This window comes from Sphingobacterium sp. GVS05A (genome assembly GCF_019969845.1).
Classification (GTDB): Bacteria; Bacteroidota; Bacteroidia; order Sphingobacteriales; family Sphingobacteriaceae; genus Sphingobacterium.
In genome coordinates, this window is sequence record NZ_JAHXYR010000002.1 from 440408 (window position 1) to 466304 (window position 25897).

Here is a 25897-nt window from a genome sequence, read left to right on the forward strand (position 1 = left end):
CATATAATAAGCGTACAACGATCCGTCTTCTATTAAAGTTTTAAATAGATATTTATCTTTTTCAGTAAAATAGCATACCACAGCATAGCGAAAGCCCATAGCAGTGAACCACCAACCGCAAGGAGCATATTATCCGATTGTTTATAGAAAAACAAAGGAATCTGCAATCCCCAACAGATGAAATAAATTAAATCCGGTGCGAGATAGGTCGTCAAAGAATTCTTTCCGGCCTCCTCGAAGACGAATATTCCTTTATGGTATTTCCGAATATCTATTACATAGTAGATAACAAGCAGTAAGAGCAGACTGATACCACAACAGAGCAATGCCCAACTTGGCGTGCCGTGAATTTTGGATAATATAAACCAGGGACGCAGTGCAAACCCGCCCAGTAACCAAAGTATTCCAATAATCAGCATCCAACGTAAAAGTAGCTTAGGTGTAGCAGCATATCGTTTGATCAAGATGCCAATGATTGTTCCAGCCAATACAATACAAGGTACATTCCCTGATAACAGCACCCCTAAGTAGTCTCCAATGATCGGAATATGCAATTTGAATGCTGTTTGAGACAGGATATTCAGGACAAGAAACAGCAGCCAAAAGCATATTACAATGGAGAGCCTTCCCCGACTTAACACAAAAGTAGTGGCAGCAGCAAAATAACCCCAGCCGATCAAGCCCAAGATTCCCCACCAACCGATCTCCAAGCCTTTACCCTCTGCAGCTTTAAAGCAATAAGCCAAATAACAGATCCCCAGAACCCCAAGCAGACGCATCCCTTTAAATAGGGTCTGATTACCGGATGTAGTAGGATACCTATTCCAGATCAGAAATACACAGAGATACAACAATCCTAGCCACCAAAAACTAGACATACCCGTCAATGAAGCATCCACACGTCCACCATTCAGAATCAAGACACCAATCAGGATTAAACTCACGGTACGGGTCACAATATGCGCAAAAATCAGAAGAGTAGATTCTCCCTGCTTCTCCCGAGCAGCCACCGCATATGGTACAGCCATACCAACCATAAAAAGAAATCCCGGAAAAACCCAATCTGCCAGCCCCATGCCATCGACTTCCGCTTTGGTATGCAGCAGCCATTCCGGAACACCGGGTGCAAATAAATCGTTGACAAATAACATGAGAAACAGAGTCATACCCCGCATGACATCCATTGAGCGAATTCGAATTGATTGTTTAGGTAGTTGTTGATCCATAGTGATACGATAAATCCAAAGAAAATCAGCTGTCACAGCCCAAAACGTCCCGTTTACTCAATTCTCCCACGGACTACTCAGCTACTTTAAGGAATTGTAAAATGCAGGACTCGGTCGCTTAAAATAGGCGTACACGATTCCGTTTGCATTCAGGTTTATAATTTTTAGCAAACAGAACAACTATTTGCTTACCCTAAGATGAGCATATTATATCATATTCAAGAGAAATAATTGTTCAAATTAGTGTAATTTTTGCTTTTATCATACAGGTATCTTGGAATTATGCCTTCATCTTATACCTATTGAAAAGCACATTGCTCCCAAACGTTCCCTTTAGCCCCTTTTTGCCAGCAGGTCAGAAATGGCCGGGAGTCCGGTGTTAAATATCCGCTGTTATATAAAAACTATCACCTCATCTCAAAAGCTGCAGCCGAATAAACAATGGAAAAAATTGATCAAAAAGCATCAACTATAGTATAAAACTAATATTTTTGACCTTAGTTCTAAAACAACATATAACATGAGCCAGTTAGTATTTCGTGACGCCAGACAAGAAGATTTACCTCGTATCGTAGCCATATACAATACCACCATTGCATCGAGAATGGTCACTGCAGATACCAGTCCCGTAAGCGTAGAAAGCAGGCAAAAATGGTTTGACGAACACAGCCCGTCAAAGAGACCATTATGGTTGGTAGAGGAACAAAATAATATCCTCGGCTGGGTCAGCTTCCAGTCTTTTTACGGTCGACCAGCATACGATGCGACAGTAGAGATAAGCATCTACCTGGATGAACAACAGCGAGGCCGGGGACTGGGCAAGCAAATCCTCCAATACTGCATAGACAAAGCCCCTAACCTTGGCGTCCATACCTTATTGGGTTTCATCTTTGCGCACAATGTACCTAGCATCACCTTATTTGAAAAAATGGGATTCCAGGAATGGGCCAACCTTCCCAATATTGCTACGCTAGATGGGGTAGAACGAAGTTTAAAGATATTAGGAAAAAGGGTAAGTTAAGTCACACAATTGGCTCACAAGAGAAAAATCATTAGCTTTAAGTAATTATTTTACACTCTTAATTTACAACTATGACTCAACGACTACAATTAATACTAATATTCACCCTTTCTATGTTATTTTGGATCAATGTTGCCACTGCACAAGATCCAGAACGGATAAAGACCATCACAATTTCCGCAGATTCCGCCTATACAAAAGTCGTACAAGCACTTCAAGAAAGCGGTTACTATATTGCTCAATTAGACCGTTCTTCAGGTTTTATTCAAACCAGTGTATCTCTTAAAAGCAAATCAATATTTGGTCGTGATGGTGATAAAAGAATCTTCAATTTTTTAGTTGTCCCGCTCCCAGATCGAAGGTCCAAAATCATTCTCAATATATTTCTGTTCGAACGCCTTCAAGCCGGAAGCGGTAATTCCGGAAATTATTACTACGATGACAAAGGCCTTGTCCAGGATGATAAAATCTATCAGCAGATCTGGGATAAAATTTTGCCCCTTATCCAATAAAAACAGCTATAGGATACAAACAAAGCCTGTCGAAAGTATATTGACAGGCTTTGTTTTATTCCAATTATGCAAATAATTAATTCGACTACTCAATCTCAACCTTTAATCCTTCTTGCCAATCTTTCAGTTCTTCGGTATAATATAAATAACCCGAAGATGCTGCACCCTGATATTTTCCCGGTACCTGCGCTTTGAAATCTATGGACAATTCTTTGGTTTCTTTGGCATCAATTCCACGCCAATATAAGACCAGGTAATTTCCAAAAATTTCATAGTAATCCACAAAACCTTTTTCCATTAAATCCCTTAATTGCTGTGGTTCTGGCGTTAGTCCTCCCGGAATACCGATCTTGATCAATGGCATAGACGTTGCCTTATCCCCTTTATTGTATAACTGTACCTTGAGTACCGTATTATCGCCCAGACGGACATGATTGCTGGATAAAGATGTTGACAGATCCAGTGTCCTATCTTTTGCACTTGGTGGTTCTGTGGTCAAATAATTGAACCGGTAGGAAGCTACGGCATAATCCAAATTTTCCAAGCGGATGGAGACCCGATGCTTGCCAGCGGGAAGCTCCGACAGAAACGACCTGCTCAAAGAATCCGTTTGGAATGTGGTATCACGAACCAACAGTTGGCCGTCCAGCCACAATTCCATGTTTTTCCCTTTTTTTTCTTTCATATTACTATCAAATAGTTGATAGTATCCTGTCGCAGCTTTCAATGCAAGACCAGTTGCCTGTGTTGAGCCATAATAGCCCTGATTAGCAGATTGAATAAGCGCCTCCATGCAAGTGGTCAATTCCGGGGATGCCTTGTTGTCCAATTGAAAAACAAGAGCTATCCAAGCTAAGGTTTCGTTTCTTAGCGACCGTCCATCTGATTCTGTAATACTTCCTTCTGCCTTACCTTTCTGATCTGCAATCACTGCGGGAAGCAATTCCTTTAATTGCAACTTCAGGCTTTCCAATTGCTCCATTTTTTTGAGATTACTTGCCGTAAGTGCAACGAGGGCCATAAGATAAGGATCTTTTGACCGCAAAACTTCCTGATAGGCTTTTTGAAACTCCGCTTCAATTTCATCCTTCACCTCCGCAATACTCAACGCATAGGTGATATAAGCATTGTTTATCAAAGTGCGGTTTCCGGAAAAGGCATACCTTCCGGTGCCTTGGCGATAGCCCCCTCGACCATCTTTTTTAGATAAAAGCCAGTCGCGGGTTCGGTCGATCATCTTTTGATCTACATCAATAAATGGTCTCATTTCAATAAATTCAATTAAACCAAAGGCTGAAAGAACCTCATGTGCCGGCGGTTTACCGTACCAATCAAAGCCGCCACCTTTAATTTCGTAGGCTGCTAATTTTTTATAACCGCTTTCCAAAAATTCTTTTGTCTTGCGCTGCAAGGATTCATCAGCCCTAATTTGGCGCATAAGCGAGAGCGCGTAAATATTGGGATAAACCGAAGAAGAGACCTGTTCAAAACAGCCGTATGGTTCCCGGACAATACGCTCCAGTCCCCGCGTAATCTGCTTCAATGGATTAAGGTATAGCTCCACCGAAAGCCGTTGCGACCCCTGGATAGCGTTTTTCACTTCAAATTCATGTTCCAGGTAGTTAGTTGTTGAATGCCCGAACTCCACAGGAAAGCCTTTATTAAATAATTTGATGTCTTTTATAATTCCCAATACCGTGGAATCCGTACGGATGGAAAAACGTATCTTATCTTTTTCGTTCGAGGGACGTTTTACTTCAAGTGGGACAAGCAGCTGGCTTTGTTTCTGTGCCCCTACTTTCAGGGTACTACCCTCAGATTTCCATTCAAGGTTGTCTCCTACCAAGTCCACCTGGCTGCTGACGGATAGTGGCAACTTTCTGGTATTATCAACCAGCAATTGCGCATTGATCAAATCACCCTGAGACGCATACAAAGGCAATTTGACGTCCAGGCCAATTTCGTTTTTTACCTGATAAGCCGCTTGCTGATTATGTCCTATCATACCATTTGCAGCAATCCCTTCCGTTATGATCCGATAAGAGGTATTTTCATCAGCATTGGAAAAAGTAACCTGGGCACGGCCCCGGACATCGGTCTCAATATGGTAATTCCAATAAATATTATCCCTAAAATCATCTTTGATCATAGCCTGTTTATTTTGATATTTAGGCACATAAAACTCCTCTGGTTGATCAAAACGAATTTTCGGATATATCATATTTAAAGTCAGGTATTTTTGACTGCCAACTAGATGGCTTTTGTTCAAAACATTATTGGTCATTTGTTCTGCACCTTTTCCACCTTTTGTCGTGATCAGGACAACACCATTGGCGCCACGGGAACCGTAAATCGCCATTGCCGAGGAACCTTTTAAGACGCTGATACTTTCGATCAGGTCCGCAGAAAATCGACTAAAGTCGGAAAAACTGGCTTCATTATACGGTATGCCATCTACGACAAACAGCGGGCCACCATTGCCACCAATGGAGCTCATCCCCCGGATAACAATTGGTGCAGTCGACCTCTCAATAGAGGGTCTGACATTAATTCCCGCTTCCCTACCTGACAATGCCGATACTAAGTTTGCTTGCGCATACAAGGTTTCGACATTGATTCTGCTCACCGAAGCCGTAAGTAACGTCTTTCTATCTTCTCCATATCCGATCACTACAATTTCCTCCAAGTTCGTATCCTGATCGAAAGTTGGGGATACTGTCTCCACCGTTGGCGGAACAGATTCCTTCACTGCTCGAGACTGGATTGAGAGGCCTGCTCTCGACTGTCCAAAAAAGAGCCCAGTATCGCTCCTTCGCACCCCAATGGATTTGTCTCTGGCCTGATCATTCTGCAACGAAGAAATATAATAACTTTCATTTATCCGATGTTTCGGTATATAAATCTGCCAGGCAGCACAAGGAATAGTCCTGACCGAAAAACGCCCATTTTCATCTGGTTTTACGGTATATAACAAGCTATCAGCAACCACATACATCGTTGATGAATAAGGTGTTTCCCGTCCATTGGCTTGCTTATAAACTATACCTGACAGCATATTGTACACGCGTGCCGGAACAATTTTTAGTTCAATATTGCTCAAGACCTTATCCCATTGATAATTCCGCCAGCCTTGTGTCAACAAAAGCATATCAAGTGCCTGAGTACGTTTTTCCTTCGTTTGATCAAAATAGAATGCAGGTTGATAGATATCACCTTGTAATGCCGTTCCAAGCCACATCCAAGAGAGCATGTGATGCTGTTTATCGTCCAGATAACTTAAAAGCTTATCATCAACAACACTCAGTGATAATGCTGCCGGAATGGATTTCCCGCTTGCATCTCGCGTTTCAATCGTCAACCGCACATCTTCCCGCGTCTTGTAGATGGCCTTATCAGTCGTTACCTGAATCTGCAATCCCTCATCTATCGTATTAAAGAACAAACGCTCACTCAAAATTTGTTCCCCTTGCAACACTGAGATACTCAATACCCCTTGTGGTAGACCATCTTTTGCTACAGCCAGCGAATTTATTCCCTTTGTTACAGCCAGGTCTGCCGTACGAAATATTTTATCTTCTTTTCTGATCAAATAGGTCACCCGAGTATCCATGCTACTGATGACCTGCAATTTCAATTTATCTTTTGACTGCTCTTCCAACTGTACTTTCACACCAGCGTTTTTTATTGCAGGCAATGTAATCCGTTCATTTGTCCTGTAGGGCTTTTCCAGTTTCGCATAGTAGGACTGTCCCATTTTTGGAATAAATGAAAACTTACCCATCCCCTGATGGAAAGATGAAAATTTCACCACCTCTTTTCCTGCATCATCATAAATGCCCCCCTCAATATCGGCCGGAAATCCCTCTGCATTGAGGGCCTTAACCGCAACCGTATTCGGAAAACCTTCCAGAAGATAACCACCTTCAGGCATAAATTTAATATCTATATCTTCAAGGATAATAGGAACATTTCTGGATATCGACTCCATCAGCTGTTGGTTTACAAATCGGATATTCAGGCTTACATGTTTGTCTTTCAAGGTTGCCGGCAATGCAAATTCTATACGGGATTTACCGAGATGATCCGTCTTACCCGTTTGTGAAAGAAACAGTTGTCCCCCAATGTTCACCTCATAGTCAAAAGTTTGATTTGAAAGCGGATGGTTTCCCAGATCTTTGACAGCAAAGTCTGCCACGGCAGTTTCTCCCTTCCCATAAGATTCCTTCTCCAGCTGTAGCTGCATTAACAACCGCGGTGGATTGGTCCGCATCAATGTAATTTCTTTTTCATAGGCTAGATTTGGAAAATTTGCCATCCAAGGTGTCTGCACTTTCAATTTGTAACGACCTCCGACCAGCGATCTGTCCAATCTTACACTCCCCTTAGCATAGATTGATTGTATTGCAAATTGTTGATGTGAGATTACCTGTCCATTGGGTGCAATCAGATCGACGATGACCATATCGCTTTGATTGGAAACACCAAAAGCAGAGTTACATAGATATGTGGTAAAATAAATCGATTCTCCGGGTGCAAATATAGTTTTATTCGTATGTGCGTACACACGTTCTAAAGGCAGCAGACCAGCATATTCATCTATTTTTTTATTTACGGCATCTACCTGACCAAATGCATTCATTGTAAATAGCAGATATAATATTGCAAAAAAAGAACTCAACAACCAGTTATTGCTGCTTGCCGAATGTGCAAGATTTATTTGTTTACATCGCATTGAATTATTTTCAATAGTATAAGGATTCCCTTTTGTGGGGATATCAGACAGGAGACTTTCATAACCTGATTTATTTCCGGCAGTGTTTAAGTTATCTATATTCATGGCGGTCAGATTAAAATTTCAGCATTACATTAAACCCAAAAGTCCGCATCAGAGGCGAGTTAAAATAATCCAGACCAACGGCACTGTTCTGTCCTAGCAATGAGGAACCAGGAAAGTTGCCCTTGTATTTACTCCAGTAAGCTAAATTTTCAGCATAAAGGCCCACATTAATTTTTTGCAGGTAGCGCCGTGATATGTCAAAATTACGCGAAATGTTTACTCTGGAGAGACGTAGATAACTTGCATCTTCGATAACATCTTCGGCAACACCTGTTAAACCATAACGTACCCATCTATTATTGTCAGTTCCCACTGCGGGATCATAATAGTCTACCGTTTTGTTATTTATATTCCCCTGTGGATCAATTCCCGGAAATAGTTGGTCTTTTAGCGTTCGTTCGGCAGCAGTTTCTAACGAGCGCCCCATATAATTAAGCATTTGCCGTGTTCCATTCCAGACCTTCCCACCTTTGCTCCATTCGAGATCAATCTCCAGAGAAAATCCCTTATATTTCAACTCATTAGCAAAAACAAATGAAAAATCCGGATTGGGGTTACCTAAAATCTTTTGTTCATTAGCAACGACAGGATATCCCACAGCATCAATACGTCGCTGGCTGTCAGGAGCCCGCTCATATCCAGTCCCCATAATGACTCCAATCGGTTGACCTACCATATAGTTTTTACTGATTTCCCGCATACCGGCTATTTGAATACGGTCACCCGCGGCATAGATCTTATCCACTTTATTAAGGTATCGGTGGAAATCCAGTCTCGGAGTCCAAGATAATCGCTCATCATTGATACCAAAACGAGAAAACAATGAGATCCGAAATCCTTTCTGCTGATAATCCACTGCATTTGCCAGACGATATTGTCCATTTTCCAGTAACGGTGCATAACCATTCTTCACATAAAATTGATAAAAACTTCCTTCCAGATTCCAATGGTATAAATTGAATGAAGATCCAATTTCGTAATTGATTTTCCGTTGCAACTTATCTACGGGATCCCGCAACAACAGTTCATCCACAGGTAGGAAAGATTGAAAATCACGGATGGAGTACCGCATCAGACTAAACTGTATATCATTATTGATCTGATTAGGCTCGAGATGTGAAAGATCAAATTTCCCCCATACATTGGTTATTATATTTCCCCAATCAAACAGATCAAAATTAAACTTATGGATGACCTGTCCCACGAAATTGACGGCGGTCTTATTTTTACTTTTGTTGCTTATCAGCAGTCCCGGCAACAGGTCAAAAGTCCAGTTGTTGTTATATCCCCCCACCCCTTTCCCGACTAATCCCACCTGGAACTCCGAAGACTGGTGTGACAAGGATACTGGGGCAAAATCCAGCGCAGAACGATCTAGAGACATCTGTTGATTCCTATACCAAAAATCCCCCTGTAATTGCAGTTTTTTATCTCCAGCCAAATAATATTTACCCTGTACATTGGTATTGAACAGATTTGTTCTCAATCTACGGTTGACAAATATATCCCGGTTCATTCCAGCCATGTCACCCATTAGACCATAGTTTAGTTTATCCTGATGATATTGATAGTTTAGATTTGCCGCCAGAAAAAATTCCGGATGGCTCCAGTCATATTTCAGCGCACCTATGTACTTTAAATTAGATTGATTGTCCCGATTATTCTGCAATAAAAACCAAGGATTAGCATATTTTATAGATGCTGTAGCAGTAGGTGCTGATCTAGCATCGAAGTTAATCGGTGAGAGATAAGCCCCCATAAGGACATTCGCATAGTTATTACCTATCATAGGCATATCCTCATCCGATTGATTAAATTTGTTCATGACCTGGAAGTGATGTTCATTTCCGATATAAAGCGAATAAGTCAACTGGGAGTTCCAGGATTTACCACGATTCGGATCAAATATCCCCTGCTTCTTTGCATATTCGATTTCGCCATAGAATTTCCCCAAGCCATCCTTATAATAGGTCATATCTACCGCCGTGGATGTGTGGTATCCAGTTCGGTAGATATTTTTGTTGTTATAAACTGTCGATGGATCAGTCTGGGCAACCAAAGGTCCCCAGCTGTAGGGAACATCATCGGAAGCGAGCAATTTCCCTCCCACAGCATGCCCCTGTAAATAATCAGTTTGTAATTTTACGCGATCATTCGCCCTGCTGATAGATCCACCGAGCGTCAGATTAATATCTAGGAGTCCATATCCCGGCGTCGGGTTCTGATGAATATACACTCGATTTTTCTTCTCCTCGAGGCTGTAATAAGAACCACCATTATTTCTAAAGACGACCGGTCTAGGGGAACCTGTTGTGATTGAGCTATCTATTGGAAACAAATTCACATCAGTATGCTGTTCTTTCGCTGCTACGAGTTCGACAAGATAACCTCCAGACTTATCAAATGGATCCGACCGAAACTCATATAATAGGTAAGTCGTTGGTAGCTGAACTGGATATTTCCACACCTGTATTTTATCCCGGTCATTGAGGTTAATCCCAAATACGCCCTTGGCATCAGAATGTACTACAGTCCGACCTCTACTATTAATCGGTTCATAAAAACTGAGCAGCACCTTATCGGACACTCTGATCACGGCAGCATCTTTAAGAGGTTTTCCACTGGCATCTGTAATCTTGCCTTCGTAGTGGCTCACCTGGCCAAAAAGCGCCTGGGTAGTACAAACAAATAGGAACAAACAGGTATACTTTATCATTTTTTTAAGCAATAATTTGAACAGGGATGCGGCGGGCGGCAGAATTCCATAACACATATTATTTTTTTTTGAGAGACTTTGATAAAATCCGGTTAAATAGCTCTCTCCATAAAAATAGAACTAAAAAACAATAAATTTATATTATTTTGGTGGTGAAATATTTTTGCAATATTGCGCAATATCTAATTGATCAAAGCCAATGCGTGTAACTAAAAAAATCAAACTTTTTTCATTTATTATTATAGTTATTGTTCTTGGCATTATTGCATTTCCAATTGCCCATATTCTTAGAACAAAATGGGGAGAAACAGACATCCACAGGACACTTCCGCCTCATTATATGGATGATGCCAGTACCTTAAACCCAACCAAAGTCGACACCATCATTGCCATTCCAAAAGACAGGTCAGCAATCGAAAATCAATTGCGGCAAATTCTGCAGTATGCAAATGCCAAGGGCTTAAAAATCTCCGTCGCAGGGGCGCGTCACAGTATGGGTGGGCATACGATGTATCCCGATGGAATTGTACTCAATATGCTCCCTTACAACCACATGGAGCTGGATACTGTTGAAAATATATTGACAGTCGGTTCGGGAGCACTTTGGTCAGATGCTATTCACTATTTAGATCATTATGGTAAATCAATTGCGGTGATGCAAGCATTTAGTTCTTTTTCTATTGGAGGCTCGCTCAGTGTTAATGGACATGGATGGCAAAAAAATTCGCCACCTTTAGCATCCAGTGTACTTTCCTTTACATTAATGAATGCCAAAGGTCAGGTGCTCCTTTGCAGTAGGAAAGAAAATAGCGAACTTTTTCATCATGTGATTGGTGGATATGGCCTATTTGGTATTATACTCGACGTGAAACTTAAAGTCGTTAATAATCGATCTTTAAAATTTCATTACATCAATTTAGCACCCGAAAATTATATGAAATACTATAAAAAATATATTCTTGACAACCCGAAGGTCGATCTAGTTTTTGGCCGGTTACGAGTATCCAACAAGAATTTTCTAGCGGAGGCTACGCTCAACTATTTTGAGCAGACGGTAGAACAACCGATACAGCTGGCTCAACAGAGCAAGAAAATGGAAGAAACCAAGAGACTGATATTTCGGGGCAGCGTCAATAGCGAATATGGAAAGCGACTCCGCTGGGATCTTGAGACATCCTCCGCTATTCCGGCAAGGCATCTTACCTTCACCAGAAATGAGATCATGGATAGCCAAGTCTCTTTGATTGAAAATAAAGATACCACATCGACAGATCTGCTCCACGAATATTTTATTCCTGAACGAAATTTCATGAAATTCATTCAGGATATAAAACCTATTTTATTAAAATCAAAGCTAGATCTACTAAATATTACGATCCGTGCGGTCAATCGGGACGATGATGCTTACCTAAACTATGCCCAGGAAGATGTTTTCGGTTTCGTACTGCTGTTTAATCAGAAAAAAACAGCACAGCAGGAAGTCGAGATGCAGACACTCACAGATCTTTTGGTTGATGCAACTATTAAAAATGAAGGAACCTATTATCTTCCTTATCGTTTACACATCACAAAAGACAAAATGAGGAAAGTCTATCCAAAAGCAGACAGTTTTTTCAGGACCAAAACAAAATACGACCCGTCGGAACTTTTCAACAACAAATTTTATAGGCACTATAAATAACCGCCAGATATTGAACTATATTGATATTGTCAGCAATGGAACATCGAGGCCAGAGGCCATCATCCGTGTTTTGCTGCGATGTGTCAACGAGCTCCAGAAACCATATTTATAAGGAATCATAACCAATAGGTCCGTATGGCTTTCTTTGACCTCATCACGAATAGCTTTCACCACTTCATTTGAAGTTACATTTTTATAGTAATAGCTGACAATCCCCATCACATCGTTGATGGCTTCACGGGTAGCACTACCTTTTTCCTCGTTTAGCTGTTCGACGGTTTTACGGATATTGAGCACCTCTAGGACAGCATTAAAGTCAGTTGCAAAATCTTTAACTTTTTCTAGGATCTCTTTTTGGACACCACGAACGATGTCGCAGGCAAAGAGAATATGTTTTAGGCCGGTGAATTGTGCTCCCAATGGTACAGAGAGAATAGGAATTTTTAGCCTACTGATGGCTGCGGTCGTTGTATTGCCCAACATATCCTGGTCAAACGACCGTTTGGCCATACCCATGACCAGTAGATCGGCACCGGTTTCCTGAATACATTTTGTAATCTGATCGTAGAACAAACCAGTAGCCAGATAAGGGACGGCGGGCACCCCACTCTGTTGGGTAATAGCCTCCGCTTTATGTTTTAAAATCTTGTTTTGATGTTCAAAAATTTTGAACATAGAATCGGGAGAAAGACGTGCATTCATCGCATGGATGGAAGGGTTCTGGAGAGAAAATAAGACAATCTCATATTCTTTACCTGCAAAAACTTCCAGTATAAAATTCAAGGCATGTTCTGCCTCTTCAGCATAGTCTGTAGCAACAATAATCCGTTTCATATGATCCGATTTAATACGATTAAACAATTCCTTATTAATACGATCAAGTTACCGAAAAATAATAAATCTGTCAACCGGACAATTGTCTCAGCATCGTCAATTTTCTCCCGATTTTACAGCTATTTTGAATAGCTATCTTTTACAAAAGAAGCCTTTTTCAGGTAGTCGATACTTTGCTCAAGGCCTGTGTAAATATCATTGCGTGTATCTTCTAATTCAACGAAAAGATATTTCAGTCCACCTGTTTTAGCATTGTTAAAGATCGCATCAAACCCAACCATTCCACTTTGACCGATTTCACGGTGGTCTTTGATATGTAAAGCTTTAAATCTGCCTGCGTACTTGTTGAAATAATCCACAGGGCTTACATCTCCGATTACTGCCCAGTAAACATCCATTTCAAAAAACACATTTTCAGGATTGGTATGCTCCAACATGTAATCGAACATCACTTTATCCTCTACCTTTTTAAATTCGTGTGCATGGTTGTGGTATCCATACAATATTCCCTGTTGGCGGCATTTTGCACCTACAGCATCCAAATAGCGGCATTGCGTTTCAAGATCTTTGAGCGTCTTAGGCACATCCATCCAAGGTGTTACAATGTATTTCATACCGGCAGCTTTGTGGGCAGCGATACATTCGTCCCACCATTTCAAGGATTCTGAGAAATCTCCAGATGCAAGTTCCTGTGCAGACAATGTTTTTGTCGCATGGGACGACAATACCTTCATTCCTGTTTTTTCCACTTTGGCTTTAAATTCCTGTGGGCTCAGGTTGTACAGTTTACCATCTTTATAACCAGCAGCTTCCACTCCAGTATAACCAAGCGCAGCAATCTTTTGTAGAATTTGATCGAAATTCGGATTCTTGCTGATTTCTTCACGTACAGAATATAACTGTAGACCAATTTCTTTTTTTTCGGCTTTTTGTTGCGCAAAAGTCGGATTGATGGCCAATAGCATACAGCCAGCCATTAAAGATCCGATGAGTGTTCTTCTTTTCATGAGTTTTATTTATTCATAGACCTATCCAACACGAAAGCTATGGTAAACATCAGTTTACGGGTTGTTTAGGTTTATTCGTGTTAAGTGCAGCTGCAATGTATGCAAATCCGTTAAAAAACACAACGTTTTAGCTTTTTATTTATTCACATTCCCACGTTTTTGAAGGTTAGCAGCAGCCTTCTCTAAAATCGAACATTTTAAACGATTTGCAGTTCAAACTTGTTCTATCGGTAGAGACAACAATTAAAAAGATGGAAAATCAATTCAACACCCCAGAGCATAGCAATGAGAAGCAGGAGGAAAAATTACCTCCTATAGCCGTTGAAGAAAAAGATGATGCACCTGCTGGTCGCAATATCAAACGAACAATTATTATTGCCGTTTGTGTGCTGATTGTATTTTATTTGATCTATTATTTTACGAGTGCACATTAATTGGGAGGAAGTCCATTCACCATGAAATTGACAGTTATCCAATTGGAATATTTCAGTTTTATCAGTCTACGGGCTGATAAAACTGAAACAATCATCTATTTATAAATAAATGGGAGTATTGAATTTATGAATATTATATCATGACGATTCTATAGGATAAAGTCGGTAAATAAAAATTTTGTATTTTACTGCTATGACGTCTTCACTTATTCAAGTTGGAATCCCGGAGATCCTCTCGGAGCAGTTGGAATTGACCGAACCATTCTACTTCATTATTTTAATGGAGCAGGAGCTTCACTTTTCAATAGATTTGGTACCTTATCAATCTGCTGCGAAAAGCATTTTATTTCTATCCCCTTTTCAAATGTTTTCAGTCAAAGAAAAGCTAGCAGAGCATACAAAGGTGTTAAAATTTCATGGCGATTTCTATTGCATCGAGTATCATAAGGATGAGGTAGCCTGCAATGGCTTATTATTCAACAACATTTACCTACAACCGCATGTCGCGTTGACACAAGAAGCATTTCAGGAAATTACTGCGATCATAGACAAAATAGATCATTTAAAATATTCGTCCGCTTCCTTTGATCAGGCAATTACAAAGACCTACCTGCAGCTCATCCTCGCCATTGCAAGCAAACAGAAGATATTAACCAATAAACTATCCTTACCAACCACATCACGTAAGGATCCTATCGATGGTTTTGAACAACTTTTGGAAAATAAGTACAAAACACATAAAAGTGTCTCTTTTTACGCTGAATACTATAATCTGAGTTCTGCTGCTTTCACAAAAAAAGTGAAACAGAAATGGGGTAAATCCCCTTCCACACTTATTCAGGAACGTATTGTGCTCGAAAGCAAAAGGCTTCTTCACTTAACCCCTAAGAGCATCAAAGAAATTGCGGCCGAGCTACAGTATCTGGATGAGTTTTATTTCAGTAGGTTTTTCAAAAAGATGATCGGTGTATCTCCAAAAGTCTTTCGCGAACAGGTCGGACTATCTATTGTTGCCAAAAAGTCTATGTTATAACCCTATTTGTCCATGTTTTGACAACCTAATCCTATCTAATTTTGCTTTATTCTTTAATCAGACAAAGTAAGATGGAAAAAATAATAAACATGTTCGCGAGAAGCCAAAACAGCTTTATCAATTTTGCCCGCATCACGATATTTATCGTTATGGCCTGGATAGGTGGTTTAAAAGTGTATCAATACGAAGCGGATGGCATTGTTCCATTTGTCATCAACAGCCCCTTTATGAATTTCTTTTACCACAACACAGGAAAATATGCCGAGGATAAAAATGGAAAACTGGTTCCCGAATATCAGCTATTCAAAAACCCAGAAGGTCTGATGGTTAAGAAAAATATGAGTTGGCATCAACAAAATGGGACGTATACCTTTTCTTATCTGTTGGGCTTCGTAATCGTCGTCATCGGGTCGATGACTTTGTTGGGAATCTGGTTTCCAAAAATAGGTTTATGGGGCGCCATATTTACGATAGGAATGTCCATCGTGACACTAACTTTTCTCATGACCACACCTGATACCTTTGTCCCAAAACTAGATGGTGATTTACCCTCACCAAACGTTGGCTTCCCCTACCTATCCGCAGCAGGACGTTTGGTGTTAAAAGATATTATTATGCTAGCAGCAGCGTTGCTCATTGCTTCCGATTGCGCCAAGCGCATACTTACCAATAAATAATCCACTGTTTATCTGGGCGCTTATTGTGAAGAAGGTGCACTTACATATGAACAACAAGGCAACTATAAAGAATACCGGAAGAAAAGTGACACTACTTCGAAAACTCCCGAAAACGGTTAGCCCTTTTGAAAGTGCCCAGATCATTAAATCGAACACCGTACTTTTTCAGCACTTCCTGTGCTTTCTTACGACCGATATGGCGTACATAGAAGGTTTCATTGACGACAAAGTGATGAATACTATGTGTCCACCCAAAAAAGAAACAGAATAATTGCATCGGATATGTCCACCAGATATTGAGAACCTGCGTCTGTTCAATCACATTCCCCTCCTCCACATCACCGAAATAATGCATATTGGAAGTGATGAAATGCAAACAAAACTGCCGCAGTAAATTAGGCAACAGGATCGTATAAATGATCACATTTAGACTTATCAACATGTTATCAACATAGTGTGGAAAACTCAAATTCACCACAGAACGTTCATTTAACCAATCCAATAGCGCATCCGCAAAGAAGAAATATAAGATGACATGTGCAAAAATCGTCACAGGAACAATGCTCAAAAACATGATCTGTTTCAATTTTGACGATGTCTCCACTTTCAGGTTACCATTCTTGACTTCCTGATCCATATCACTAAACATACGATGTAAACGTAGTAGTCCACCCAAAACAACATCGGGCGTTGTCAGCAGACGTTTAATTGTCCAACGTTCGCCATTGGTCACACTACGTTCCTCCACATCGTGTAATGTCCCCGAAAATTTATGATGATGGTGGTGTAAGGTACGCCGGATCCAAGGGTTGACTGTCAGCGGACGTAAGATCCAAACGGTGAAAAGCATAAAATGATGCACAGTCTTCTGCTTTTTAAAATAAAGCCAGTGAATAAGATCATGCTCGATTTCATGAAGAACCCCCATAAAAAAAGCGTTCGCAACAATCATCAGCCAGGTAGGAACAAGTGCTTTGTACCAGCATATTGATACAGCAAGGATAGCAATAATAGCAATTAAAAATATAGCCAATCCGATACTATTCTGAAGTTTTAATATGGGATAGGCTCCTTTTAGCTGTTGATAGGAAAGATTTATCTCCCTTCTGATCTGACTCGACTTCTCTTGATGTGTCAATGTAATGTGATTTTAAATACGAAAATACAGTTTTTACCGGACATCACAGCAGCTCCTTCCTTTAGAATGTAGATGACTACAAGATATTTATCACATTTTTAAAAAAACCTGTAACATAGTTCCCGACACGTATACTAATTTGAAAAATAAACATATTAAACTAGACAATTATGGAAAAGAGATCTATTTACAGCTGGAAGAACAATTTATTGGGAAATAAATCAAAGTTATATAACAATGATACTCAGATCGGCTCATTGGAATCCAATGACTGGACGCTAGATGCCAATGTCTCTATTCGTTCAGATCAATATAGTTTTAAAAATAAAGGCCTTTTCAACCCATATACTGAAATACGCAATAAACAGGGTGAACTGATCGGTGACATCGAATACAACAACTGGACAGGGGGAGCAACCATTAGTCTAATTGACAAAAAATATAAGTGGAGTACGCGTAATATGTGGATGTCGGCCTGGAAAATCGAAGACGAACAGGGACAAATTGTTGAAGTAAGTCCTTCGGTTATGGGCAATGGCGGAACAATAGAAAGTATTGAAAACAGTGAACTATTGTTATCAATCAGCCTATACCTCCAAAAAAGAGTCGCGGTGATGTATTCAATGGTTGCACTTATTCCCGTCTTCGCAATACTCTTATTTTAATCAGTCTCAACGATATTCATTACGATTTCATATTATATAAAACAGGCGAAATGCCTGTTTTTTTTTGTACTAATCACAAGCCCCAGCCCTCTCCCATTCAATACTAAATTTTTTTTTCAACTAGGATCCAACTAGGGTTTAACTAGGGATCTAACTTTCATTTAATAGGGACTTCATACGGACTTTATTCGGACTTCATACGGACTTCATACGGACCTCATTCGGATGAAAGCGTATAATCTCCCTATTATATCCCTGTTTTGTATCAGTTAATTTACAATAAGTATACTGCTTGAGGCAAACTTTCCCCCTACTTGTCTGTTAAAAGAATCAAACCAATTATAAATGAATTTATGGCACGAGTAAATAATGGAGCAAACGGCGCTCCATCCGGAAAGGTTGGCGCTGTCGTGTTTTGCAAATGGAAGGATATCACCTATGTACGTTCGCTTCCTAAAGTCAAAAAAAGAAGAAAACTATCTGACAGTGAAAATAAAAACAGAAGTAAATTTGCCTTTACCCAAACTTTTCTGGGTCAATTCACAAAATTTTTCCGTTTAGGTTTTCAGCGATATAGAGAAAATATGACCGCATTTAATGCGGCGATGTCTTATCATCTTGAGCATGCAGTCCTCCTGGGTGAACAGGGACCTGCAATCAACTATGAAAAGTTTGCTATTAGCAGAGGACTGGAAGACATTATCATTTCCACATCCACCGAGATCATAAACGGCAAGATCGAGATCAAATGGGAACTCAAAATAACGAAAGAATTGCTGCACCATGAGCTAAGTGACTTTAGAAGCATGGTACTCTTATTGCCTGAGGATCCGAAAAACCATGCCACTGGAGTATCATTGGGCAATTCTATCGAATATCGATCCCAATTGATTGATCTACCTAAGGTCAGAGAAAGTTCAATTTTTCACCTCTATCTTGGTTTTGCAGCAACAGATGGCAGCAATCGTAGTATGAACAGCGTTTATCTGGGTATAGTAACAGTAGAGAAAGAATGATGTAATTTTATGCCAAATACCTTACGACGATAAACAGGATTGCTATTCTCGTTTCGCAGTAAATGATTCATAGCTCTTCTTTATATAAAGGTACAGATCATACGTATTCCAGGATTGCACCTGTTCAAAAGTTAGCCTGTAGTTTTCCATAAAAGTCGTAATATCCTCGTCTTTTATGGTGATACTCATTTTAACAGCATTTCTATTAAAGACACTGTCTATTTTGCTTTCCTTAATCGCATGTTGGATATTCTTCTCCATTGCTCTAGCTCGTTTTCCATTCTTGCTAAAAAGTTCGTAGAAAAAAGTGATGGGTTTCCCGCCAAAGGGATTTAGAAGTGCAATAGATGGCTTTCCTCCATAATAGATACCAGCTTTCTTGTTCTTCTCCTTTTCTATTTCCTTTAAATCATCGATCTCTTTGTTATGTCGGTTCCTTGTTATCACAATTTCATCAAGGACGATAGGGCGTTTCTTTAGAAAGATAGAATCTGTTAGCTTGTCGCCAAAAACTAGCTTCGTTTGCCAGTGATCATGTCTGAATTCAATGGTATCATCTAATCTATAGTCGAGGACAAAATCTCCATAAACATCCGTAACAGTATGTTTTTTTGAATTCAAGTTTAAAAGGTTAATCCCCCGGAGCAGTAAGGTTGTATCAGCCGACAAAACTGTCCCCCTATATTCATTTCCTTTTTGGCCATAGATGGGACTTAAATAGCTGGATAAACAAATGATGAATAACAGCAATAAAAACTTACCGGAGTCGCTCATAACAAGACTATTATCGAAGCTGAAAAATTACCACAATCTATCAAATCATTTCAGTTTATAAAAACGCTTTAACACTATTTAGCTGTTTGCCGTATAAATCACCCCGGTTGACTACGACCAACATGAGGTAATGTGTGTACAAAATATTAATTCACAATAAGATAACACAAACCTAACACAAAATCATTCTTGTTGTGTTTAACTTAGTAAGAATGAATGATATGGCTTTCAATCGTCTTATTTCTACTGTCCTTCTTGGTTTCAGTACCCTGTTATGGTCCTGCGGTAATACCGATCATACCATCAAAATGAAAGGTTCGGATACCGAAGTGAATCTTGCTGTTAATCTAGCCGAGGCCTACAATAAAACAGATCCAACATTCAGTATGGCTATCTCCGGTGGCGGTTCGGGACTTGGCATTACTTCCCTATTGAATGGTCAGGCAGATATCGCCAACTCATCGCGTCCGCTGACCGAAGAAGAGCAGGCACTCTTCAAAAAGAAGAACATGCTCCTGAAAACCGTTGTCTTTGCCGAAGATGCCACCGCTTTTGTTGTTCACAGCGACAATCCGATCACGGAGATCGATGTAAAAACGCTTTCAAAAATCATGAGCGGTCAGGTAGAAAACTGGAAATCTGTTTCTGGACAGGATGTTCCGATCAATATCTATGGTAGACAGAGCAGTTCGGGAACCTATTCATTTATTCGCAAGAAGCTAAAAATAGCCTATAGCCAAAAGGCCAAAGAAATGACCGGAAATGCACAAATTCTGGAAGCCATCAAAATTGACAAGTCTGGTATCGGTTATGTCGGTGCCGGTTATATTTCCAAAAAGATTCAGGATAACAAAGGTATCAAAGTATTGAAAATCAAAAATGATGCAGATTCCAATGCTATATCACCCTTAGATCCTACAGCAATAAAAAATAGATTATATTTTTTTCAACGTCCCCTCTATCAGTTTATTCCCGAAAAATCATGGGCCAAAGTGCTGTCATTTATCCAATTTGAAACCAAAGGAGGAGGGACCAAGATCATCGAAAACTCAGGTTATTACCTTATTCAATAAAATAACATGCAGTACAAAAAACGAGTCGCCATCGATAAGATCGCCAAAATCATATTCAAGTCCACCGGATATCTGGTGCTTGCACTTTTGGGTGGTATTTTCTTCATGTTGCTTTACAATGCAATTGCCTTCTTTCTGGAAGTTTCGCCATTGGATTTTATCACCGGAAGCCAATGGAATCCCACGGCAGCAGAACCTGCCTACGGCATTCTGCCATTAATCGTAAGTACCTCGATCGTTTCTCTGGGTGCTATGCTGATTGCCATTCCACTGGGAGTGGGTACCGCAGCTTTTATTTCCGAATACGCAAGCCCCAAACTCAAGACGATCTTAAAACCAGCCATAGAGATGCTTGCAGCAATTCCTTCGGTCGTGATCGGTTTTTTGGGGATCGTATTGGTTGGTCCCGGAATAGCGGATCTAAACAATCTACCCAATGGGCTGAATGCTTTAAATGGAGCAATCTTACTGGCCATTATGGCCCTCCCAACGATCATTACCATTTCCGAAGATGCCATCCATGCTGTACCGCAAACTTACCGCGAAGCGAGTTATGGTCTCGGTGCATCTCGCTGGCAGACACTGCGCAAGATCACGATCCCAGCAGCAGCACCAGGAATCATTGCCGCCGTCATGCTGGGACTGGGAAGAGCCATCGGCGAAACCATGACTGTATTGATGGCCACGGGGAATGCTGCAATATTTCCCAAAGGATTTTTTGACTCGGTCAAAACCATTACCGCAACTATTGCGATCGAAATGGGTGAAGTCCCCTATCAGACCACACATTACTATGCTTTGTTTGCCATAGCGATTGTCTTATTCTTTATGACCTTGGTGGCCAATCTGATTGGTGAATATTTTATCAACCGCTTTAGAAAATACCATGCTGCATAAATTTAAAAAACTGGCACCAATCGTCGAATGGGGTACGCTTCTCCTGTCCACAGGACTTGTATGCTTCTTTTTGTGCGTGATCCTATACGATATTTTCACGAAAGGCTCCCATGTACTATCCTGGGATTTTGTCTCCAAGCTACCTTCCGATGGTATGACACGGGGAGGTATTCTTACTCCGATTATAGGTACGGTATTTCTGACCCTGATAACGGCATTATTTTCCATTCCCTTTGGAATCTGTTGTGCCATTTATCTCAACGAATATGCAGAGAATACCTGGCTGACCCGCACGATCCGGGCTTCCATCCGTAATTTATCCGGTGTTCCATCGATCATCTATGGCCTGTTTGGTCTGGCACTCTTCGTTCAGGCATTGAATTTCGGCACCTCGATTTTGTCTGCCGGACTGACCTTGGGCCTGCTGTCCCTTCCCTATATCATTACCACAACGGAGGAGGCCCTGCTCCGTATTCCACGAAGCATGCGGGAGGCCGCATTGGCTGTAGGAGCCACCAAATTTGAATCGATCAAAGATGTGGTCCTTCCCGCCTCTCTACCGGGGATACTCACAGGTATCGTCCTGACACTTTCCCGCGCGGCCGGTGAAACAGCACCCATACTATTTACAGGAGCCGCATTCTATATCACCAATTCCTTTGGCAACCTCAATCAGGAGTTTATGGCACTACCCTATCACCTGTATATGTTGTCCACGCAGCATCAGTCGATTGAGGAGGTCAGACCTATTGCATACGGAACAGCATTGGTGCTTATCATTGTGGTCTTCCTCATGAATTTAACAGCTTTCTATATTCGATATAAGTTTAGAAATAATGAAAAGTAAATTGGTCACTGAAAATCTCAACCTATGGTTTGGGAGCAAACAGGTGTTGAAAAATATCAATATCGAATTTGAGGAAAATAAAGTTACCGCTCTGATCGGACCTTCAGGATGTGGCAAGAGTACCCTTTTGCGGAGTTTTAACCGTATGCATGATCTCTATCCAGAAGCCAAAATAGAGGGACATATCAAATTGGATGGTCGCGAGATCTATCAAAAAGATATAGAGGTTACGGATCTACGCAAGCGTGTGGGTATGGTATTCCAAAAAGCCAATCCCTTTCCCAAAAGCATATACGAAAACATCACCTATGGTCTCAAGATCAACAATCTGATTGCTGATAAGACAACCGTACAAAAGGCATTGGAAGAATCGTATATCTGGGAGGAGGTAAAAGATGATCTGAAAAAACCAGCTACTCGGCTTTCCGGAGGGCAACAACAAAGACTCTGTATCGCCCGTGCGGTAGCCCTTCGTCCCGAAATTATTTTGATGGATGAACCTTGCTCGGCATTGGACCCGGTGAGTACCCTAAAGATCGAGGAACTCATTCACCATTTGAAAAAAAAATATACCATTGTCATCGTCACGCACAATATGCAGCAAGCGCAACGTGTCGCCGACAAAACGGTCTTTATGTATCTTGGGGAGATTATAGAGCAAGGAGATACGCATCAGATTTTTAACAATCCACAACACGAAACCACTCGTAATTATATCAGCGGGCATTTTGGTTAACCCCTTCAGCAATCCGAAACACACCTTCTGTGTGCATGCCCCCAGACTTTCTCTTATGTTCGGCGAGTTCGTGTCTTGCCGAACATACTAGAAAAAAGTTTAGCTACAGTACGACAACGCGACATTAGCTTCCAAAAGGATCAGTCTTCTTTTCTGTCTTTAGTATCCCGATCAAATGCTGTAAAGCTTTCTGTAAACGTTTGGCATCATCTTCGGTTTGAATGGCCCACAAGATCTCCTCGGTATTTGCAGCGGATTTATAACGGATTTGATAACCTGATTTTACCCGTGCAATGACAAGCGGTTCGGACTTTGACAGATCGCTTCTATAATGCTGACCAGTGGACAGAAAAACGGTCAGGACTTTTCCGTCCACCGTAACCGTGTCAATTTTGGTTTCTTTATAGCGATAGGCAATCTTGTACAGCTTATTGATGTAAGCTATGGTCTGCTGTTTGTTGAGCGCTGTATTTTGACCTTGTGATTGTATCCCCATCCCTATTAAGAGAAAACAACATAAAAGGAAATTTTTCATTCAAAATTGTGTTATTTGTCTATTCTTTATTAGCCTGCACCAGCATCAATTCCGGCACACAGCGAAATAAGCAATTATTTGTCCCTAAAAATATCTATTTATTTACGATTTTCAGTTGTCTATTTTCCAAAATCTATTTATTCAAATTTAATACCAACCAAACGACACGTGTTATTTCGAAATAAGCCATAAAAATAAAACAACCTGGAACAGCGATTTTGTTTATCAACTGCCCCAAACTGTTTCTCCACCTTTCCCCAACACTTAATTGTTAATACACTAACTCTGTACCCCCCTACATTTTCGTTTTCGATAAGTCCCGTGCATTTTCTGCCATTCGGATAAATTCAGCACGATAACCCTCATCATCTGCTCCCTTTGCGGTCTTCGCACGTGCGATCAAACCATCAAAATTAGCCTGTTGTTTAAAGTCCGAATCACGAAGTAACATCCCCAGTTCGGCCACAGCAGTTGCAAAACGTAAATCTTCGCTGACCTTATTCAAATCGGTCACCTTAGCCTGTACCACCTGTTGTTGCAATTTGCTTTTATCACCATCAGGTTCTTTGTAACGGAATTTGACAGTTGCCAATTCCCCGTTTCCTTTGACGGCGATATTTTTGGTTGAGTTCTGCTGGTATTTCAACGGATCAACTGTTCCGACCATTGTCGAGTTGACACCGACAGGAACGATCTCATACAGGGCGGTAACCACATGACCTACGCCCATATCGCCGCCCATCTTTTGATCGTTGTTGAAATCTTCCGCTTCAAGCAAACGGTTTTCATAGCCGACCAGGCGGTAGGCCTGTACATAATTCGGATTGAACTCTACCTGAATTTTCACATCTTTAGCCACCGTAAATAATGTTCCTCCGAATTCGGTAACCATGGCTTTCCGGGCTTCGGAGATATTATCGATATAAGCATAATTTCCATGCCCTTTATCTGCTAGGATCTCCATCTTACTATCTTTCAAATTTCCCATACCATAACCAAGCACGGTCAGAAAAACACCAGATTTACTCTCTTTACCAATCAGTTCTTCCATAGACTCATCACTACTCTCGCCCACATTAAAATCACCATCGGAGGCCAAAATAATCCGATTGTTTCCACCCTTAACCAAGTTTTGGCGGGCAATCTCATAGGCTTTTTTGATCCCTGCAGCACCGGCAGTACTTCCTCCGGCCTCCAGTTCGTCTATGGCCGTTTTGATTTTCATTTTCTGACTTCCACTTGTACTTTCCAGTTTCACTCCGGCCGAACCTGCATAGGTTACAATAGCCACACGGTCGATATCACGCAACTGATCCACCAACATTTTCAAGGAAGATTTCACCAAAGGTAATCGTCCCGGTCCCATCATCGACCCCGATACGTCGATCAAAAAAACTAAGTTCGAGGCTTTAAGTTTGTCTGTCGGGATATCTTTAGCTTTTAACGTCACCCGCATCAATTGATGGGCATTGTTCCAAGGTGCCTTGGTCAATTCGGTTACAATATTCACCGGTTCGCCATTCTTTGGTCCCGCTACCTGATACTGAAAATAATTGATCATCTCTTCAACACGTACGGCATCCTTATCGGGCAAACTGCCCGCATTGATAAACCGACGGACATTACTGTATGAAGCAGCATCCACATCGGCAGCAAATGTTGACAGCGGCTCCTTCATTGGATTGATAAACTTGTTTTCCTTGATTTTTTGATACGATTCCTGATTTTGGTCTGGCATATAAGGCATTTTCCTTATGTTTACATTCGCAACCTGTCCAGACAATGCTGCGACGATCTGCGCAGAACCGACCACACTTTGCTTAGCTTTTGGAGTATAGCCCATAACGACAACTTCATCCAATGTATGCGTATCTTTTACCAGGACGATATCGACTTTCCCCTTTCTTTTTACCTCAACACGCTGTGTAATATAGCCGAAGTAACTGAATTCCAAAGTCGTTCTACCGGTAGTGACCTTGATCTGATAATTTCCATCACGGTCAGTGGATTGACGTTCATTGGTCTGCACATTCGTTACCACCACACCTCTTAACGCTAATTTGCTCGTTGCATCGGTCACCTTTCCTTTCACTTCGTATTGTTGGCTTGCATATCCACCAATGGATAGCAGCATGCTCATTAAAAAAAGTATCGTTCTCATATCGTTCAATTTTTTGTCAAGGGATGCAGCTAATATTAAATTTCCATAAACCAGAAAAAAAAAATATTTTTAGCAAA

At 40.8% G+C, this 25897-nt stretch carries 21 protein-coding genes; 12 read left to right on the forward strand and 9 right to left on the reverse strand.

Annotated features, from left to right (window positions below):
* Positions 1-32: 32 nt before the first annotated feature.
* Positions 33-1226, reverse strand: coding sequence for a DUF5009 domain-containing protein (locus LC454_RS06610; protein WP_223580850.1), 1194 nt, complete (start codon positions 1224-1226; stop codon positions 33-35).
* A 520-nt stretch (positions 1227-1746) separates the two neighbouring features.
* Here LC454_RS06610 and LC454_RS06615 point away from each other — a divergent pair.
* Positions 1747-2247, forward strand: a complete 501-nt coding sequence (locus LC454_RS06615) for a GNAT family N-acetyltransferase (RefSeq protein WP_223580852.1) — start codon at positions 1747-1749, stop codon at positions 2245-2247.
* A gap of 113 nt (positions 2248-2360) precedes the next feature.
* On the forward strand, positions 2361-2759 hold the full coding sequence (locus LC454_RS06620; RefSeq protein ID WP_223580853.1) for a hypothetical protein: 399 nt from the start codon (positions 2361-2363) through the stop codon (positions 2757-2759).
* An 85-nt stretch (positions 2760-2844) separates the two neighbouring features.
* On the opposite strand, the gene LC454_RS06625 is transcribed toward LC454_RS06620, so the two are convergent.
* Positions 2845-7596, reverse strand: a complete 4752-nt coding sequence (locus LC454_RS06625; protein ID WP_223580854.1) for a TonB-dependent receptor plug domain-containing protein — start codon at positions 7594-7596, stop codon at positions 2845-2847.
* Between the two features lie 10 nt (positions 7597-7606).
* Positions 7607-10312 carry a hypothetical protein gene (locus LC454_RS06630; RefSeq protein ID WP_223580855.1) on the reverse strand — a complete coding sequence of 902 codons (2706 nt, stop codon included), beginning with the start codon at positions 10310-10312 and terminating at the stop codon, positions 7607-7609.
* A 199-nt stretch (positions 10313-10511) separates the two neighbouring features.
* Between LC454_RS06630 and LC454_RS06635 the strand changes: the two genes are divergently transcribed.
* On the forward strand, positions 10512-11993 hold the full coding sequence (locus tag LC454_RS06635) for an FAD-dependent oxidoreductase (protein ID WP_223580856.1): 1482 nt from the start codon (positions 10512-10514) through the stop codon (positions 11991-11993).
* A 15-nt stretch (positions 11994-12008) separates the two neighbouring features.
* Here the strand turns inward: LC454_RS06635 and LC454_RS06640 are convergent, their stop codons facing one another.
* Both LC454_RS06640 and LC454_RS06645 read right to left on the reverse strand, forming a co-directional pair.
* A complete protein-coding gene (locus LC454_RS06640) occupies positions 12009-12827 on the reverse strand; it encodes a universal stress protein (protein WP_223580857.1) in 819 nt (272 codons plus the stop codon).
* Positions 12828-12946: 119 nt separating this feature from the next.
* Entirely contained in the window at positions 12947-13834 is an 888-nt protein-coding gene (locus LC454_RS06645; RefSeq protein ID WP_223580858.1) for a sugar phosphate isomerase/epimerase family protein, read from the reverse strand.
* 251 nt (positions 13835-14085) lie between these two features.
* Here LC454_RS06645 and LC454_RS06650 point away from each other — a divergent pair, with 251 nt between their 5' ends.
* From LC454_RS06650 to LC454_RS06660, 3 genes are all read left to right on the forward strand, one after another.
* Positions 14086-14268 (forward strand): hypothetical protein, encoded by a 183-nt coding sequence (locus LC454_RS06650; protein WP_223580859.1) that lies wholly within the window; start codon positions 14086-14088, stop codon positions 14266-14268.
* 193 nt (positions 14269-14461) lie between these two features.
* Positions 14462-15301, forward strand: coding sequence for a helix-turn-helix domain-containing protein (locus LC454_RS06655; RefSeq protein WP_223580861.1), 840 nt, complete (start codon positions 14462-14464; stop codon positions 15299-15301).
* 71 nt (positions 15302-15372) lie between these two features.
* The gene (locus LC454_RS06660; RefSeq protein WP_223580863.1) at positions 15373-15978 is read left to right on the forward strand and encodes a DUF417 family protein; all 606 of its coding nucleotides are present in this window, start codon (positions 15373-15375) and stop codon (positions 15976-15978) included.
* Positions 15979-16069: 91 nt separating this feature from the next.
* Here LC454_RS06660 and LC454_RS06665 read toward each other — a convergent pair whose 3' ends face one another.
* On the reverse strand, positions 16070-17116 hold the full coding sequence (locus tag LC454_RS06665) for a fatty acid desaturase (protein WP_223580864.1): 1047 nt from the start codon (positions 17114-17116) through the stop codon (positions 16070-16072).
* A gap of 170 nt (positions 17117-17286) precedes the next feature.
* On the opposite strand from LC454_RS06665, the gene LC454_RS06670 reads away from it, so the two are divergent.
* Together LC454_RS06670 and LC454_RS06675 are read left to right on the forward strand one after the other, a co-directional pair.
* Positions 17287-17781, forward strand: a complete 495-nt coding sequence (locus LC454_RS06670) for a hypothetical protein (protein ID WP_223580866.1) — start codon at positions 17287-17289, stop codon at positions 17779-17781.
* A 353-nt stretch (positions 17782-18134) separates the two neighbouring features.
* Positions 18135-18797 carry a DUF6266 family protein gene (locus LC454_RS06675; protein WP_223580868.1) on the forward strand — a complete coding sequence of 221 codons (663 nt, stop codon included), beginning with the start codon at positions 18135-18137 and terminating at the stop codon, positions 18795-18797.
* A gap of 42 nt (positions 18798-18839) precedes the next feature.
* On the opposite strand, the gene LC454_RS06680 is transcribed toward LC454_RS06675, so the two are convergent.
* Positions 18840-19418: a hypothetical protein gene (locus LC454_RS06680; RefSeq protein WP_223580870.1), complete on the reverse strand. Its 579-nt coding sequence runs from the start codon at positions 19416-19418 to the stop codon at positions 18840-18842.
* Between the two features lie 347 nt (positions 19419-19765).
* Here LC454_RS06680 and LC454_RS06685 point away from each other — a divergent pair, with 347 nt between their 5' ends.
* Genes LC454_RS06685 through pstB form a run of 4 tightly spaced genes read left to right on the forward strand, consistent with a single transcriptional unit; the run spans position 19766 to position 23124 of the window.
* Positions 19766-20644, forward strand: coding sequence for a PstS family phosphate ABC transporter substrate-binding protein (locus LC454_RS06685; RefSeq protein ID WP_223580872.1), 879 nt, complete (start codon positions 19766-19768; stop codon positions 20642-20644).
* Between the two features lie 6 nt (positions 20645-20650).
* A complete protein-coding gene (gene pstC, locus LC454_RS06690; RefSeq protein WP_120262082.1) occupies positions 20651-21541 on the forward strand; it encodes a phosphate ABC transporter permease subunit PstC in 891 nt (296 codons plus the stop codon).
* Positions 21531-22388, forward strand: a complete 858-nt coding sequence (pstA, locus tag LC454_RS06695; protein WP_120262083.1) for a phosphate ABC transporter permease PstA — start codon at positions 21531-21533, stop codon at positions 22386-22388. Before pstC ends, pstA begins: the two co-directional genes overlap by 11 nt.
* The gene (gene pstB / locus LC454_RS06700; protein WP_223580874.1) at positions 22378-23124 is read left to right on the forward strand and encodes a phosphate ABC transporter ATP-binding protein PstB; all 747 of its coding nucleotides are present in this window, start codon (positions 22378-22380) and stop codon (positions 23122-23124) included. Before pstA ends, pstB begins: the two co-directional genes overlap by 11 nt.
* A 124-nt stretch (positions 23125-23248) precedes the next feature.
* On the opposite strand, the gene LC454_RS06705 is transcribed toward pstB, so the two are convergent.
* Both LC454_RS06705 and LC454_RS06710 read right to left on the reverse strand, forming a co-directional pair.
* Complete coding sequence (locus LC454_RS06705) at positions 23249-23659, reverse strand: hypothetical protein (protein ID WP_223580876.1); 411 nt, start codon at positions 23657-23659, stop codon at positions 23249-23251.
* Positions 23660-23954: 295 nt separating this feature from the next.
* Positions 23955-25820, reverse strand: coding sequence for a vWA domain-containing protein (locus LC454_RS06710; protein WP_223580878.1), 1866 nt, complete (start codon positions 25818-25820; stop codon positions 23955-23957).
* Positions 25821-25897 lie beyond the last annotated feature (77 nt).

Excerpts from the sequence above, each read along its gene's own strand:
- LC454_RS06670 (WP_223580866.1), top strand. The coding sequence starts at position 17,287 with ATGGAAAAGAGATCTATTTACAGCTGGAAGAACAATTTATTGGGAAAT.
- LC454_RS06635 (WP_223580856.1), top strand. The coding sequence starts at position 10,512 with ATGCGTGTAACTAAAAAAATCAAACTTTTTTCATTTATTATTATAGTT.
- LC454_RS06610 (WP_223580850.1), bottom strand. The coding sequence starts at position 1,226 with ATGGATCAACAACTACCTAAACAATCAATTCGAATTCGCTCAATGGAT.
- LC454_RS06615 (WP_223580852.1), top strand. The coding sequence starts at position 1,747 with ATGAGCCAGTTAGTATTTCGTGACGCCAGACAAGAAGATTTACCTCGT.
- LC454_RS06625 (WP_223580854.1), bottom strand. The coding sequence starts at position 7,596 with ATGAATATAGATAACTTAAACACTGCCGGAAATAAATCAGGTTATGAA.
- LC454_RS06710 (WP_223580878.1), bottom strand. The coding sequence starts at position 25,820 with ATGAGAACGATACTTTTTTTAATGAGCATGCTGCTATCCATTGGTGGA.
- pstA (WP_120262083.1), top strand. The coding sequence starts at position 21,531 with ATGCTGCATAAATTTAAAAAACTGGCACCAATCGTCGAATGGGGTACG.
- LC454_RS06660 (WP_223580863.1), top strand. The coding sequence starts at position 15,373 with ATGGAAAAAATAATAAACATGTTCGCGAGAAGCCAAAACAGCTTTATC.
- LC454_RS06620 (WP_223580853.1), top strand. The coding sequence starts at position 2,361 with ATGTTATTTTGGATCAATGTTGCCACTGCACAAGATCCAGAACGGATA.
- pstC (WP_120262082.1), top strand. The coding sequence starts at position 20,651 with ATGCAGTACAAAAAACGAGTCGCCATCGATAAGATCGCCAAAATCATA.
- pstB (WP_223580874.1), top strand. The coding sequence starts at position 22,378 with ATGAAAAGTAAATTGGTCACTGAAAATCTCAACCTATGGTTTGGGAGC.
- LC454_RS06630 (WP_223580855.1), bottom strand. The coding sequence starts at position 10,312 with ATGATAAAGTATACCTGTTTGTTCCTATTTGTTTGTACTACCCAGGCG.
- LC454_RS06705 (WP_223580876.1), bottom strand. The coding sequence starts at position 23,659 with ATGAAAAATTTCCTTTTATGTTGTTTTCTCTTAATAGGGATGGGGATA.
- LC454_RS06640 (WP_223580857.1), bottom strand. The coding sequence starts at position 12,827 with ATGAAACGGATTATTGTTGCTACAGACTATGCTGAAGAGGCAGAACAT.
- LC454_RS06675 (WP_223580868.1), top strand. The coding sequence starts at position 18,135 with ATGGCACGAGTAAATAATGGAGCAAACGGCGCTCCATCCGGAAAGGTT.
- LC454_RS06650 (WP_223580859.1), top strand. The coding sequence starts at position 14,086 with ATGGAAAATCAATTCAACACCCCAGAGCATAGCAATGAGAAGCAGGAG.
- LC454_RS06655 (WP_223580861.1), top strand. The coding sequence starts at position 14,462 with ATGACGTCTTCACTTATTCAAGTTGGAATCCCGGAGATCCTCTCGGAG.
- LC454_RS06645 (WP_223580858.1), bottom strand. The coding sequence starts at position 13,834 with ATGAAAAGAAGAACACTCATCGGATCTTTAATGGCTGGCTGTATGCTA.